Source organism: Pseudomonas sp. B19125 (assembly GCF_044218855.1).
GTDB classification, from domain to species: Bacteria; Pseudomonadota; Gammaproteobacteria; order Pseudomonadales; family Pseudomonadaceae; genus Aquipseudomonas; species Aquipseudomonas edaphica.
The window spans coordinates 1,275,562-1,288,869 of the sequence record NZ_CP162589.1 but is presented as its reverse complement, the minus strand read 5'-3'; the positions used below and the strand labels follow the sequence as shown (position 1 = coordinate 1,288,869).

At 62.0% G+C, this 13,308-nt stretch carries 12 protein-coding genes; 7 read left to right on the top strand and 5 right to left on the bottom strand.

The window, feature by feature from the left end; translation table 11 throughout:
* Nucleotides 1–37 precede the first annotated feature (37 nt).
* Nucleotides 38–457, top strand: a complete 420-nt coding sequence (locus tag AB4P96_RS05850) for a polyribonucleotide nucleotidyltransferase (protein ID WP_099547596.1) — start codon at nucleotides 38–40, stop codon at nucleotides 455–457.
* An 8-nt stretch (nucleotides 458–465) separates the two neighbouring features.
* A complete protein-coding gene (locus AB4P96_RS05845) occupies nucleotides 466–1,359 on the top strand; it encodes a cation diffusion facilitator family transporter (RefSeq protein ID WP_017139355.1) in 894 nt (297 codons plus the stop codon).
* On the opposite strand, the gene AB4P96_RS05840 is transcribed toward AB4P96_RS05845, so the two are convergent.
* On the bottom strand, nucleotides 1,356–2,414 hold the full coding sequence (locus AB4P96_RS05840; protein WP_395600601.1) for a DUF6515 family protein: 1,059 nt from the start codon (nucleotides 2,412–2,414) through the stop codon (nucleotides 1,356–1,358). The genes AB4P96_RS05845 and AB4P96_RS05840 overlap by 4 nt on opposite strands.
* A gap of 443 nt (nucleotides 2,415–2,857) precedes the next feature.
* Between AB4P96_RS05840 and AB4P96_RS05835 the strand changes: the two genes are divergently transcribed.
* Both AB4P96_RS05835 and AB4P96_RS05830 read left to right on the top strand, forming a co-directional pair.
* Nucleotides 2,858–3,337, top strand: coding sequence for an Lrp/AsnC family transcriptional regulator (locus AB4P96_RS05835; RefSeq protein WP_003176264.1), 480 nt, complete (start codon nucleotides 2,858–2,860; stop codon nucleotides 3,335–3,337).
* Between the two features lie 202 nt (nucleotides 3,338–3,539).
* The gene (locus tag AB4P96_RS05830) at nucleotides 3,540–3,749 is read left to right on the top strand and encodes a DUF2788 domain-containing protein (protein ID WP_025999909.1); all 210 of its coding nucleotides are present in this window, start codon (nucleotides 3,540–3,542) and stop codon (nucleotides 3,747–3,749) included.
* On the opposite strand, the gene AB4P96_RS05825 is transcribed toward AB4P96_RS05830, so the two are convergent.
* The 4 genes from AB4P96_RS05825 to AB4P96_RS05810 all read right to left on the bottom strand — a co-directional run bounded on the left by AB4P96_RS05825 (nucleotide 3,744) and on the right by AB4P96_RS05810 (nucleotide 10,225).
* On the bottom strand, nucleotides 3,744–4,379 hold the full coding sequence (locus AB4P96_RS05825) for a pseudouridine synthase (RefSeq protein ID WP_017139357.1): 636 nt from the start codon (nucleotides 4,377–4,379) through the stop codon (nucleotides 3,744–3,746). The two genes, AB4P96_RS05830 and AB4P96_RS05825, sit on opposite strands and share 6 nt — an antisense overlap.
* Nucleotides 4,380–4,450: 71 nt before the next feature.
* Entirely contained in the window at nucleotides 4,451–5,923 is a 1,473-nt protein-coding gene (gene amn / locus AB4P96_RS05820; protein WP_169987367.1) for an AMP nucleosidase, read from the bottom strand.
* Nucleotides 5,924–6,106: 183 nt separating this feature from the next.
* A complete protein-coding gene (locus tag AB4P96_RS05815) occupies nucleotides 6,107–7,756 on the bottom strand; it encodes an acyl-CoA dehydrogenase family protein (RefSeq protein WP_395600600.1) in 1,650 nt (549 codons plus the stop codon).
* A 90-nt stretch (nucleotides 7,757–7,846) separates the two neighbouring features.
* A complete protein-coding gene (locus tag AB4P96_RS05810; protein ID WP_138450947.1) occupies nucleotides 7,847–10,225 on the bottom strand; it encodes a hybrid sensor histidine kinase/response regulator in 2,379 nt (792 codons plus the stop codon).
* Between the two features lie 276 nt (nucleotides 10,226–10,501).
* Here AB4P96_RS05810 and AB4P96_RS05805 point away from each other — a divergent pair, with 276 nt between their 5' ends.
* From AB4P96_RS05805 to hemL, 3 genes are read left to right on the top strand one after another with little or no spacing between them, the layout of a single operon-like run.
* Nucleotides 10,502–11,299: a hydroxymethylpyrimidine/phosphomethylpyrimidine kinase gene (locus AB4P96_RS05805; protein ID WP_017136071.1), complete on the top strand. Its 798-nt coding sequence runs from the start codon at nucleotides 10,502–10,504 to the stop codon at nucleotides 11,297–11,299.
* 20 nt (nucleotides 11,300–11,319) lie between these two features.
* On the top strand, nucleotides 11,320–11,943 hold the full coding sequence (gene thiE / locus AB4P96_RS05800; RefSeq protein WP_395600599.1) for a thiamine phosphate synthase: 624 nt from the start codon (nucleotides 11,320–11,322) through the stop codon (nucleotides 11,941–11,943).
* Between the two features lie 17 nt (nucleotides 11,944–11,960).
* Nucleotides 11,961–13,244 (top strand): glutamate-1-semialdehyde 2,1-aminomutase, encoded by a 1,284-nt coding sequence (gene hemL, locus AB4P96_RS05795; protein WP_017136069.1) that lies wholly within the window; start codon nucleotides 11,961–11,963, stop codon nucleotides 13,242–13,244.
* The last annotated feature ends 64 nt before the right edge of the window (nucleotides 13,245–13,308 follow it).

Sequence of the window (13,308 nt, the reverse complement as noted above, 5' to 3'; positions counted from 1 at the left end):
CATATAGTTTCGTATCAACCGTGTTCAGGAGCATTTTATGCGTATCGCTTCCCGTGTTATCGGCGGTGTCCTCGCCGCAACCCTGCTCAGCCAGCTGACGGCCTGCGGCTCGATTTTCTACCCGGACCGTCGTGGCCAGATCGACGGCAAGATCGACCCGGCCATTGCCGTGCTCGACGCCGTGGGCCTGCTGTTTTATGTAATCCCGGGCCTGATCGCCTTTGGCGTGGACTTCGCCACCGGCGCCATCTACTTCGAGCCGGGCAAGACCGCCCAAGTCGCACCCGAGAAGCTGCATGAAGCCATCGGCGCCGACGGCAAAGTCGACAACGCCAAGCTGCAATCCATCATTGAGAAAGAAACCGGCCGCAAGCTGCCGCTGGACGATCCGCGCATGATCCAGTTCAAGGGCAGCGTGCAACAGCTCGCGTCCCTGGGCCTGCAACCCGCCGCTTAAGGATTCGTATGACCAGCAGCCCCGAACACGCCAGGCTCCTGCGCCTGGCCACCCGCGCCTCGGTGGGCGTGGCCTGTGCGCTGATTATCACCAAGGCCATCGCCTGGTGGTTCAGTGGCTCGGTGAGCATGCTCGCCGGGTTGACCGACTCGCTGCTCGATGGCATTACGTCGCTGCTGAACTTGCTGGCGGTGCATTACGCACTGCGCCCGGCCGATGACGATCACCGTTATGGGCATGGCAAGGCCGAATCGCTGTCGGGCATGGCCCAGGCGTTGTTTATCGCCGGCAGTGCAGTGTTGATTGCATTCCAGGCGTACCAGCGCTTGCTGCACCCGGAGCCGGTCGGTGCGCCGTGGCTGAGCATTGGCGTCATCGTTTTTTCGCTGGTGATGACCGTGGCGCTGCTGATGCTGCAACACCGGGTGATCCGCGAAACCGGCTCCAATGCCGTGCGCGCCGACTCACTGCACTATCGCTCCGACTTGATGCTCAACGGCAGCATTCTGGTGGCACTGGTGTTGGCAGGGTTCGGCTTTCATCAGGTGGATGCGTGGTTCGGCCTCGGCATTGCCGCGTATATCCTGTGGAGCGCGATCCAGATCGCCCGCGAGAGCTTTGCCGTGTTGATGGATGAAGAACTGCCGCCGGATGTCAGCCAGCACATGCTGGAATTGGCGCGCAGTGTGCCGGGCGTGCTGGGCGCGCATGATTTGCGCACGCGCATTTCCGGCAGCCACTGGTTTGTGCAGTTGCACCTGGAGTTGCCGGGGGAATTGACCCTGTCAGTGGCCCACGGCATCAGCGACCAGGCCGCCGATGCCATTCACAAGGCTTACCCACGCGCCGAAGTGCTGGTGCACGCTGACCCGCGGGAAGTGGTCACGGGTAACAAGGCCTAGTACTGCACCTGATAGCCGCGACTGGTCAGGCAGTTGCCCTGGGCCTGGCGGTAGGTTTGCACCACCGCCGGGTCCGGGGCGTAGGTGACGGTGCGTGGGTCGAAACCGCTTTGCTGCACTGCCCAGCGATAACAGTCGTAGCCGTCCTGCTGTACCTGGGCCGGTGACTGGCCGTTGGCCGGGTAGGCCACTACGTCATAACCGTTGCCCTGCGGCGCGGGTTGCGGCGCCGGTACTTCGGTAGGCGGCTGCACCACGACGTATTGCTGGGTAGCGTTTTCATAGGTGTAGTAGGAACCCGCCGCGAGGAAGAACAGCGCGCTGCCCACCCACACTTCACGGGCGTAGTCCGGCAGGTATTGCACACGGATCCCGTAGGGCGGCGTCACCACCACATAGCGCGGGCCTTGCGGGCGATACCAGTAGCCGCCGGAGAAGAAGTAATCCTGGCCACGGTAAGGCACACGGTAATTGCGGTCCGGGAAGCGGTCGACGGTGTAACCGGGACGATATTGCGGGCCTGGCCCCCAGCCGTTGCCATGCCCATTGGGGCGACCCGGCCAGCGGTTGTCGTTCGGGTGACCATTATTGAAGCCGCCGCCCGGACGCGGGCCTGGGCCATTGCCGGTCTGCCAGTGCTGGTTGCCATCGTTACGGCGCGGGATGTCCTGATAGTAGCCCTGGCGGGGTTCCTGGGTTTGGCGCACGGTGTCCGGGCGGCCCTGGATCGGCAGGTTGTTCGCAGGCTGCGGTGCCGGCCGCGGTTGCTCGGCATTTTGCGGGCGGCCTTGCCACTGCCCACCGCCGTGCTGCTGTTGCTCGGCGCGATCAACATGCGGGTTCTGTGGGCGCGGCTGGTTGTTTTCCGGACGCGGTTGAGTGTTCTGTGGGCGCGGTTGATTATTTTGCGGTCGCGCCTGTTCATTGCCGCGCCCGCCTTCCGGGCGTCCTTCATGCTGACCACCGCCTTCATAGCGCGGGTCATCGGCCATTACTTGTGTGCCGACGCTCACCATCAGCAAACCTACACCTGCCATACGCCAGATGCGCTTCATGCTATTCCTCACTGCGGATTAGGGCCTGGAATGTCCGGCCTTACTGCATGAGACTGGAAAAGCCTCACCCGGTTCTGAGACAGGTTATCAGTCACGAGAAGTATTTTTTGAGCTAAAAGCGCAGACAAAGAAAAAGGGGCGACCCGTCGGCCGCCCCTTGAGAATTTCGTCCTGGCTCAACGCTTTTGACGTTGGCTCACCTCACGCCGTCTTGTGGACAGTGTGCAGCCTGGAGGCCGGCTCAACCCTGCTGGGGCGGCGGCCGCAGCGGGCCTGATTGGGCCAGCTGCAGTGGACTTTTGTCCAGGCGGTGATTCTGTTGATAAAGATACAGGCCAACGTCCGACAGATGATTGCGAAGATTGCGTCAATAAACAGTGCTTGCGCAATTTTTAACCCTTCATAGATAATTCACCGCAATAGTTACGACAAAGGCCAACCCAATGAGCAAGCTTGACCGATACGACCTGAGTATTTTGGCTGAATTGCAGCGCGACGCGAGGATCTCCAACCAGGAGTTGGCCGAACGCATCGGCCTGTCGCCGTCGCCGTGCTCACGCCGGGTCAAGCAGTTGGAAGACGACGGCTACATCTCACGCCAGGTTGCACTGCTCGACCGCAAGATGCTGGGCCTGAGCCTTACAGCCTATGTGCTGATCGGCATGGACCGTCACACGCCGGAGCGTTTCGAGAATTTCGAAGCAGCGATCCGCACCCTGCCGCAAGTGCTGGAATGCAGTTTAGTCACCGGGATGGATGCGGACTATCAGTTGAAAGTGGTGGTGCCGGACATGGACCACTACCAGAAATTGCTGCTGGGGCATTTGACCCGGATTGAAGGCGTAACCAGCGTAAGGTCGAGCTTTGTGCTCAACCAGGTGCTCAACAGCACCGAGCTGCCGTTGACGCACCTGCGTACCTGACCTCAAGCACACTGGTGATCCCCTGTGGGAGCTGGCTTGCCTGCGATAGCGGTGGATCAGTGGCATATCCTTAGCTGACACACCGCTATCGCAGGCAAGCCAGCTCCCACATCGACCGCGTTACGACGCAGGTCAATGTTGTGCCTGAAGCCCTGCTTTATACTTCCCGCCTGCCCTGTCGGAAAAAATCCCCATGAACAACATCGACCCCGCCCTCTTTGAAGAATGGATGATGACCGGCCTGGTCACCATCCTGATCATCTTCATGGGCTTTATCGTCTGGGACCTGGCGAAAAAATCCAAGGCCGGACGCTTTGGGTCGTTCATCCTGTTTTTTGTGCTGGGCCTGGGCGTGGCCGCGTTCATCATCAAGAGCGTGGTGATCGGCCTGATCGAGTCCGGCGCTTTATAAACGCGCCGGCACTGCCTTCCATTGGCCCTGGTCCAGGCCATCAATCGACCAGTCACCAATACGCACGCGCACCAGGCGCAAGGTGGGCAAGCCCACCGCAGCGGTCATGCGCCGCACCTGGCGGTTACGCCCCTCACGAATGACCAGCTCCAGCCAGTGCGTCGGCACGCTTTTGCGAAAGCGCACCGGCGGATTGCGCGGCCACAGTTCGGGCTCGTCCAACTGCCGCGCTTCGGCGGGCAAGGTCATGCCGTCATTAAGCTCTACACCGTCACGCAGGCGTTGCAACTGCTCTTCGGTGGGCTCGCCTTCAACTTGCACCCAGTAGGTTTTCGCCAGCTTGTGCTTGGGGTCGGCAATGCGCGCCTGTAACTGGCCATCGTTGGTCAGCAGCAACAGCCCCTCACTGTCACGGTCCAGGCGACCGGCCGGGTAGATGCCGGGGATATCGATAAAATCCTTGAGGGTCGCGCGCCCGCCTTCGTCGCTGAACTGGGTCAGCACATCGAAGGGCTTGTTGAACAGGATCAACTTCGGCTCGGCCGGTGGCGCCTTGGCGACACGCCGCGTTGCGGAGTACGGGGGTTTCACGCCAGGGCGGCGCGAATCGGGGCGGGCAGGACGGGACATGGCAAAGGAACATCTAACGGTCAGGACCGACAATGCTAGTGGCCTGACCGCTAAATGACCATCCCAACCGCTTAGCGGAACGGCGGCTCGTCGAAACTGCGCAGTTTGCGCGAGTGCAGCGAGTTGAGTTCGGTGCGCAACAAATCCACCGCCTCGATGCCGATTTTCAAGTGCTGGCTGACCGCACGCTCATAAAACGCGTTGGCCGAGCCCGGCAGCTTGATCTCGCTGTGCAGCGGTTTGTCCGACACGCACAGCAAAGTGCCGTACGGAACCCGCAAACGGTAGCCTTGGGCCGCGATGGTGCCGCTTTCCATGTCCACCGCCACAGCGCGGGACAGGTTGATCAGTGGCCGCTCTTGCGCCCAGCGCAGTTCCCAGTTGCGGTCGTCGTAGGTCAGCACGGTGCCGGTGCGCAGGCGTTTTTTCAGCTCTTCGCCTTTTTCGCCGGTGACGTTGGCAGCGGCTTGCTGCAAGGCCATCTGCACTTCGGCCAGGGCCGGGATCGGGATGTTTGGCGGGACTACGCGGTCGAGAATCCCGTCGCGGCGCATATAGGCGTGAGCCAATACGTAGTCGCCGATGGTCTGGGATTGGCGCAGGCCGCCGCAGTGGCCGATCATCAGCCAGCAATGCGGGCGCAGCACGGCCAGGTGGTCGGTGATGTTTTTGGCGTTGGACGGGCCAACGCCGATGTTCACCAGCGTCACACCGTGGCCGTCGGCGGCCTGCAAGTGATAGGCCGGCATCTGGTAGCGATGCCAGACCACGCCTGCGGCAATGGCCGACGCTTCACCGTGGTCCATGCTCTTGTCGATGATCACGTTACCCGGCAGCACCATGCGAATAAACCGCGGGTCGCTGCGCAGTTGCTCCAGGCCATGCAGGATGAACTGGTCAACATAGCGGTGGTAGTTGGTCAGCAGGATCCATGGCTGCACATGGCGCCAGTCGCTGCCGGTGTAGTGCACCAGCCGGCGCAGGGAAAAGTCCACGCGCGCCGCATCGAACAACGCCAGCGGCAGCGGGTCGGTGTTTTCCCAGTCGTAGAGGCCATCGGCAATGCCGTCGGTGGCGGCAGACAAGTCGGTGCTGGGGAACACACGGGCGAGGGTCGCGGCGGTGACACCTGAGCCAGCCAGTTCATCACCCTGCTCCACCACATACGGGTAGGGAATATTCTGCTGGCTGACGCCGACTTCCACCGTCACGGTGAAGTCGTGCATCAACGGCACCAGTTGCTCCAGCAGGTACTTACGGAACGCCGCCGGATGGGTGACGGTGACACTGTAGGTTCCCGGCAATTGCACCTTGGCGTATGCGCGGGTGGTCTGTGGGACTTCGCCGTGGCAGTGGTAGGTCAGGCGCAGTTCCGGGTAGCGGAACTGCGCACGTTGTTCGGCGTCAGGCTCGACGCGGTCCTTGAGGTATTGCTTGAGGGCTTGGTTAAGCGCGCCAGTAGCACGCTCATGCAGAGCCGCCAGCCGGTCCACGGCTTCTTCAGCGGTTTGAACGACAACAAAAGCTTCGGTCACGGTAAGCATCCTGTGTTCTGACTTGCAGGCCTTTATCTTGCCTGTATCCCGGCCTCACTGAAACACCGGGTTTGGAATGCTTTAAAAGGTGGGAGCTGGCTTGCCTGCGATGGCGGTGTACCAGCCAGCAAATGCAGGACTGACACACCGCCATCGCAGGCAAGCCAGCTCCCACAGTTTGACCCTGTGTTGTCAGGGGGTTGGGGTCGAGCGCGTAACGATCGCCGCCACGTCCACCCCGCGCGGCAAGGTGCCGTACACACGGCCGGACGACGCCCCCAGGCGGCTGGCGATAAACCCGTCACTGACCAGTGCATTCCCGGCCTCCAGCAACAGCTTGGCCTGCAACGCCACGGCAATGTCCTCGGTCAACTGCCGCGCGCGGTACTGGATGTCCTGAGTGTCCATAAACGCCGACTTCAATTGCTCGATATGCCGCGCCAGCTGCTTGTCACCATGCCCATCGCCCAGTTCGACAAACAATGCCTCCAGCACGCCCGGTTCTTTGGACAATGCCCGCAGCACGTCCAAGCACTGCACATTGCCGGAACCTTCCCACGTCGAATTCACCGGCGCCTCACGGTAAAGACGCGGCAGGATGCTGTCCTCCACGTACCCGGCGCCGCCCATGCATTCGGCGGCCTCATTGATCATGGCCGGTGCGCGCTTGCAGATCCAATACTTGCCCACCGCCGTCACCAGCCGGGCAAATTTGGCTTCCTGTTCGTTATCCAGATGGTCCAGCGCCCGCCCCATGCGCATGCTCAAGGCCAGGGAGGCTTCGCTCTCCAGCGCCAGGTCGGCCAGCACGTTTTGCATCAACGGTTGTTCACTGAGCACGCGGCCGCCGACTGAGCGATGGGCGCAATGGTGGCTGGCCTGGGTCAACGCCTGGCGCATCAAGGCGCTGGAGCCGACCATGCAGTCGAAACGGGTCATGGCGACCATTTCGATAATGGTCGGCACGCCCCGGCCTTCTTCGCCAACCATCCAGGCCAGGGCGCCACGAAACTCCACTTCGCTGGAGGCGTTGGAGCAATTGCCGAGTTTGTTTTTCAGGCGCTGGATGTAGAACTGGTTGCGTGTGTCATCCGGGCGATGCCTTGGCAGCAGGAAACACGTCAGGCCTTTGTCAGTCTGCGCCAAGGTGAGGAACGCATCGCACATTGGCGCCGAGCAGAACCACTTGTGCCCTACCAGCTCATAGGCTTGGCCGGGGCCGCCGGCGCCCACGGGATAGGCACGGGTGGTGTTGGCGCGCACGTCGGTGCCGCCTTGCTTTTCGGTCATGGCCATGCCGATGGTGGCGCCGGCTTTGTGGGCGATGCCGACGTTGCGTGGGTCGTATTCGGTGTTGAGGACTTTCGGTAACCAGGTCTTCGCCAGGTCCGGTTGCAGGCGCAGGGCCGGGACGCAGGCGAAGGTCATGGTCAACGGGCAACCGCTGCCGGCTTCGGCCTGGCTGTGCAGGTAGGTCATGGCGGCGCGGGCCACATGGGCACCGGGCTGCGGATGCGCCCACGGCAGCGATGGCAGGCCATGCTCGACAGCGGTGCGCATCAGTTCATGATAGGCCGGATGAAATTCCACCAGGTCGATGCGATGGCCGTAGCGGTCATGGCTGTTGAACACCGGCTTGTTCTGATTCGCCAGGAACCCGGCCGCCATCAGCGGCCCACCGGCCAGCGCGCCGTACGCATCAATACGCGCCTGCGCCCAGCCGGCGCCAAAGCGTCGCGACCATTCTTGCAGGGGCAGGTCGATACGATAAAGGTTGGTGCCGTCCAGGGACGGCGGCTGGTTGGTGACGTCGTGGGTTTCGGCAAATTGATGCAGGTTCATGACGGGCCTCCTGGAAAATAGGCCACGTGCGGTTGAGGCCTGAATTTCAGTTAAGCACCGTCATCGGGCTTAAAAAAGTGGCATACCCGCCTATTGTTCGGCGCTTTCGCCCTCTAACGGGCACAACAGGTGCCGCTCCAGCACCGTTTGCAACGCCTCGAAACGTACGGGTTTGCTGAGGCGTTCGGTGATGCCGACCCCATGGCAACGCTCTCGATCCGGGGCGTGCAGCGAGGTGCTCAGGGCAATTACCGGCAGCTCGCCGCAGCCGGGTAGCGCACGAATCTGACAGCACAACGAGAAGCCGCCCTCGGGTATATCCAGCAGCACCGCATCAAAGGTTTGGTCCTGAAAAAGCGCCAAGGCGGCCGGGCCGTTATCCACGGTTTTCACCCGATAACCCAGCTTGAGCAACATGCCGCGTACCGCCAATTGGCCGACACTGTTGTCGTCCACCAACAGCACCGTACATTCCTGGGGCGCTCGTTGCGCGTGGGGTTTGTGCGTTGCCGGCTTTGGCTCGGGCGGCACCGGGTTGACGCTCATGTCCAACTGGAAGCGGCTGCCCTTGCGGGGCTCGGAATGATGGGTCAGGCGCCCGCCGAGCAGTTCGATCAACTGCCGACAAATCGCCAGGCCGATGCCCAGGCCGCCGTATTCGCGCGTCATCGAACCGTCGACCTGGAAGAAGCGCTGATACAGCGTGGCCTCATCGAGGAAAGCGAAGCCGATGCCGCTGTCGGTCACGATGAAGCTCAGGCGCAGTTCGCCGTCACTGTGCGGCACACCCACCACGCGCAAGCGCACCGCACCTTCGTGGGTGAACTTGAAGGCATTGTCGAGCAGGCAATCCAGGCATTGGGTGAGTTTGCCGGCATCGCCAATCACCCGGTCCGGCAGTTCATCGGCCACGTCGATAGAAAACTCCAGGCCTTTGCTGTGCGCGCTGGCGGTGAATTGCTGGCGCAAGGTGTCGAGCGTGCCCCGCAGGCTGAAGACCTGGGGATGGGCGGTGAGGCGCCCGGCCTGCAATTCGGTAAGGGTGAGAATGCCGTTGACCATGCGCATCATGTCCCGCGCAGAACCGGCGGCGGTTTGCTGGTACTGGGTAAGGTCGTCATCCAGCGGCACGGTCTGCATCAGCTCCAACGAGCCGATCACGCCATTCATTGGGGTACGAAGTTCGTGGGTCAGCGTGGCGAGGAATTCATCTTTGAGGCGGTTACTGCGCGCCAATTGCTGGTTGAGCACTTCAAGCTTCTGGCTGGCGTCGAACAGGATCTGCGCCTGCTGCTCACGCATGCCGTTGATGCGGTCCGCCAGGGCCAGGGACAACAGCGCCACTTCGATGGCCGAGCCGAGCTGGCTGGCGTACATGGTGAGGAACATATTGGGCAGGTAGCCCAACACCATCAGGGTGTTGACCACCCCGCCCAGCAGGAACGCCGACCAGGCGATGATGAAGTAACGCGCCATGCGCTGGCCGCAATACCAGGCCTTGATGGCGGCCACAAAGATGGTCACGGTAAACACCAGCGCCAAACCTGTGGCCAAACGCAGGGCCACGGCGTAGCTGGTCAGCAGCGCCAGCACCATGACCAACGCGCCAGCCGCTGCCAATGCCAGCAAAACCCGGTCAAGCCAGCGGCTGTGCTGCGCGGTGTGCAGGAAACTGCGCGCGAACAAGCTCCCGAACAACGCCGCCGAACCGATCAGGAAAGGTACCGCCGCATTCGCCCACCATGGATTGTTCGGCCAGAAATATTCCACCGCCACGCCGTTGACCGAGAGCTGGTAGAGGCCGAACGAAGCGATATAGAGGATGTAAAAGAGGTAGCTGGTGTCGCGCACGCTCAAGTAGATGAACAGGTTGTAGACCAGCATCCCCAGTAACACGCCATAGATAGCCCCCAATACATACAGGCGCAGTGGCTGTTGCTCTAGGTAGGCGGTGGCAGACCATAGCGTCAGCGGTGCCTGGATCGAGCCTTGGCTTTGCAGGCGCAGGTACACGGTTTGCTGCTGGTCAGGCACGAAATTGAGCTTGAACAGGTAGTTGGCCTGGCGCACTTCACGGCTGGAAAACGCCAGGGTGCTGCCCGTGCGGGTAGTCAGGCGGTAATTGCCGGTGCTGTCGCGCTGGTACAGGTCCAGTTGGTTAAGCGGCGGGTACGCCAACTCCAGAAACCAGGTGCGCGGGGCGCGAGGATCAGTGGCGGTGTAATGCAGGTCGACCTTGAGCCAGAACACCGAGCGTGAATAGCCGGCGTTGAGGGTGGCTTTGTCATGGGGTTTGAACTGGGCGGCGAAGGCGGGAGTGCTGACATCGGCGATGGTGAGGGCGTCGGTTGGGTCTTCGAACACTTGCATGACGCGGCCCAGCGGCAGGCTTCGAGTATCCGGGTTGAACTCGATGGCGCTGGCGAGCATCGGCAGCCCGCACAATAAAAAGATCAGCAAATAGCGCATAGAGCCCCAGCGTGGCCTGTCCGGTTATGTCAAAAGTCCCCCATTCCTTTTGAGTAGACGTATACCGGCGATACATTAAGTTGTTTGGATCCACTCTAGCATAGCCGCTAGAGGCCATTGGACACCATTGAAATAATTTTTTGAAAGGCTCTAGAACGGGCATCTCAAGCGCTTTCCGAATAAAAAACCAGCCAAGCCAAACCATAAACATAAGCGGGAAATTCGCCTCTCGCCCAACAGCCACGCCAAAAGCGTTTGGTGGTAAGCTCGCGCACCATGAATATCTACAGCTCTCGCCCCGTTGTCCTCTGTCTCTCCGGCCACGACCCCAGTGGTGGCGCCGGCTTGCAGGCAGATATCGAAGCCCTGCTTGCACAAGGCTGTCATGCGGCCCCGGCCGTCACTGCCTTGACCGTGCAGAACACTGTCAATGTCAGCGATTTTCGCGTGCTCGACCGCGAGTGGGTACTGGCCCAGGCCAATGCCGTGCTGAGCGACTCCGAAGTGACGGCGGTGAAGCTCGGCATGCTCGGTTCCACCGCGATGGTCGACACCGTGGTCGAACTGCTGCAGGCGCACCCGCACCTGCCGGTGGTCTGCGACCCGGTGCTGCGCGCCGGTGGCGGCGGCAGCCTGGGCAAGGACGAAGTCGGTTATGCCATGCGTGAGCGGCTGTTGCCACTGTCGCTGATCGCTACGCCGAACTTGCCGGAAGCGCGCATCCTCGCCGAATTGCCCGAGGGCACGGCGGACGAATGCGCCGAGAAGCTGCTGCCGTTTGTAAAGCATCTGCTGATCACCGGCGGCCACGGCGACGAGCATGAAGTGCACAACCGCCTGTACAGCCGCGACGGCACGCGCCAGACCTTTACCTGCCAGCGCCTGCCCGGCAGCTATCACGGCTCGGGGTGCACGCTTGCCAGCGCCTTGGCCGGCCGGATCGCCCAGGGCGAAGGCTTGGCCAGCGCGGTGCAATCGGCGCTCAACTACACTTGGCGCACCCTGCGTGACGCCGAACAACTCGGCCAGGGCCAGTTTGTGCCGCGCCGTCTGCCGCTGGATTTCTGCTCTTAACCGCACAAGAGGCCTGCTCGATGAAACTACGTGGCCTTTACGCCATTACCGACAGCCAACTGTTGGCCGGCAAATTCCTCGCCTACGTCGAAGCAGCACTGGACGGTGGCGTAACCCTGTTGCAGTACCGCGACAAAAGCAGCGACGAAGCCCGGCGCCTGCGTGAGGCCGAGAAACTGCGCGAGCTGTGCTCACGCTACAAGACCCAGTTGATCATCAACGATGACGCCGAATTGGCCGCGCGCCTGGGCGTCGGCGTACACCTGGGCCAAACCGACGGCCCACTGACCCCGGCCCGTGCACTGCTCGGCTCCAAAGCCATCATCGGCGCCACCTGCCACAGCCAGATCGAACTGGCCGAGCAGGCCGCCAAGGAAGGCGCGAGCTACGTCGCCTTCGGCCGCTTTTTCAATTCCACCACCAAGCCCGGCGCGCCGGCCGCCACGCTCGACATGCTGGCCCAGGCCCGCACGCGTCTGCAGTTGCCGATCTGCGTGATCGGTGGCGTCACCCTGGAGAACGCCGCCCCCCTGGTGGCCCACGGTGCCGACCTGCTCGCCGTGGTACACGGCCTGTTCGGTGCCGACAGCACCCAGGAAGTCACGCGCCGCGCCCGCGCCTTCAACGACCTTCTTAAAGTTTAAGTGTAGAGAGCCCGATCATGTCCCGTTCCGAAACCCTGTTTGCCAATGCCCAGAAACACATCCCCGGCGGTGTGAACTCCCCCGTGCGTGCGTTCAAGAGCGTCGGCGGCACACCGTTGTTCTTCAAGCATGCCGAAGGCGCCTACGTCACCGACGAAGATGACAAGCGCTACGTTGACTACGTAGGTTCCTGGGGGCCGATGATCCTCGGCCACAGCCACCCGGACGTGCTCGACGCGGTGCGTCAGCAGCTGCAACACGGCCTGTCCTATGGCGCGCCGACCGCCATGGAAACCGAGATGGCGGACCTGGTGTGCTCAATCGTGCCATCGATGGAAATGGTGCGCATGGTCAGCTCCGGCACCGAAGCCACCATGAGCGCAATCCGCCTGGCCCGTGGTTTCACCGGCCGCGACAGCATCATCAAGTTCGAAGGCTGCTACCACGGCCACTCCGACAGCCTGCTGGTAAAAGCCGGTTCCGGCCTGCTGACCCAAGGCGTGCCAAGCTCGGCGGGTGTGCCGGCCGCGTTTGCCAAACACACCCTGACCCTGCCGTTCAACGACATCGCTGCCGTTGAGCAGATGCTCAGCGAAGTCGGCCAGGACGTGGCGTGCATCATCGTCGAGCCGGTAGCCGGCAACATGAACTGCGTGCCACCGGCACCGGGTTTTCTGGAAGGTTTGCGCGAGCAGTGCGACAAGCACGGCGTGGTGCTGATTTTCGACGAAGTGATGACCGGCTTCCGCGTAGCCCTCGGCGGCGCCCAGGCTTACTACGGCGTCACGCCGGACCTGAGCACCTTCGGCAAGATCATCGGTGGCGGCATGCCCGTGGGCTGCTTCGGCGGCAAGCGCGAAATCATGCAGCACATCGCGCCGCTTGGCCCGGTGTATCAGGCGGGCACCTTGTCAGGTAACCCATTGGCCATGGCGGCCGGCCTGACCACCCTGCGCCTGATCAGCCGCCCGGGTTTCCACGCCGAGCTGACCGACTACACCACACGCCTGCTCGATGGCCTGCAACAGCGCGCCGATGCGGCGGGTATCCCGTTCGTGACCACACAAGCAGGTGGCATGTTCGGCCTGTATTTCAGCGGCGCCGACGATATCGTTACCTTTGATGACGTGATGGGCAGCGATGCCGACCTGTTCAAGCGCTTCTTCCACTTGATGCTCGAAGGCGGCGTTTACCTGGCACCGAGCGCTTTCGAAGCCGGGTTCACCTCGATCGCCCATGGCGAAGCGGAGTTGAAACTGACCCTGGATGCTGCCGAGCGCGCTTTCGCAGCCCTGAAGTAAGCCCTGATATAAGGGACACACACATCTGACGTTGCCCCTCGCAGCGTCAGATTTGCTACTTTGC

Bases quoted from the DNA above. Each gene is read 5' to 3' on its own strand.
- amn (WP_169987367.1), bottom strand. From the start codon at position 5,923: ATGCTTACCGTGACCGAAGCTTTTGTTGTCGTTCAAACCGCTGAAGAA.
- AB4P96_RS05845 (WP_017139355.1), top strand. From the start codon at position 466: ATGACCAGCAGCCCCGAACACGCCAGGCTCCTGCGCCTGGCCACCCGC.
- AB4P96_RS05815 (WP_395600600.1), bottom strand. From the start codon at position 7,756: ATGAACCTGCATCAATTTGCCGAAACCCACGACGTCACCAACCAGCCG.
- AB4P96_RS05810 (WP_138450947.1), bottom strand. From the start codon at position 10,225: ATGCGCTATTTGCTGATCTTTTTATTGTGCGGGCTGCCGATGCTCGCC.
- AB4P96_RS05825 (WP_017139357.1), bottom strand. From the start codon at position 4,379: ATGTCCCGTCCTGCCCGCCCCGATTCGCGCCGCCCTGGCGTGAAACCC.
- AB4P96_RS05850 (WP_099547596.1), top strand. From the start codon at position 38: ATGCGTATCGCTTCCCGTGTTATCGGCGGTGTCCTCGCCGCAACCCTG.
- AB4P96_RS05805 (WP_017136071.1), top strand. From the start codon at position 10,502: ATGAATATCTACAGCTCTCGCCCCGTTGTCCTCTGTCTCTCCGGCCAC.
- hemL (WP_017136069.1), top strand. From the start codon at position 11,961: ATGTCCCGTTCCGAAACCCTGTTTGCCAATGCCCAGAAACACATCCCC.
- AB4P96_RS05840 (WP_395600601.1), bottom strand. From the start codon at position 2,414: ATGAAGCGCATCTGGCGTATGGCAGGTGTAGGTTTGCTGATGGTGAGC.
- AB4P96_RS05835 (WP_003176264.1), top strand. From the start codon at position 2,858: ATGAGCAAGCTTGACCGATACGACCTGAGTATTTTGGCTGAATTGCAG.
- thiE (WP_395600599.1), top strand. From the start codon at position 11,320: ATGAAACTACGTGGCCTTTACGCCATTACCGACAGCCAACTGTTGGCC.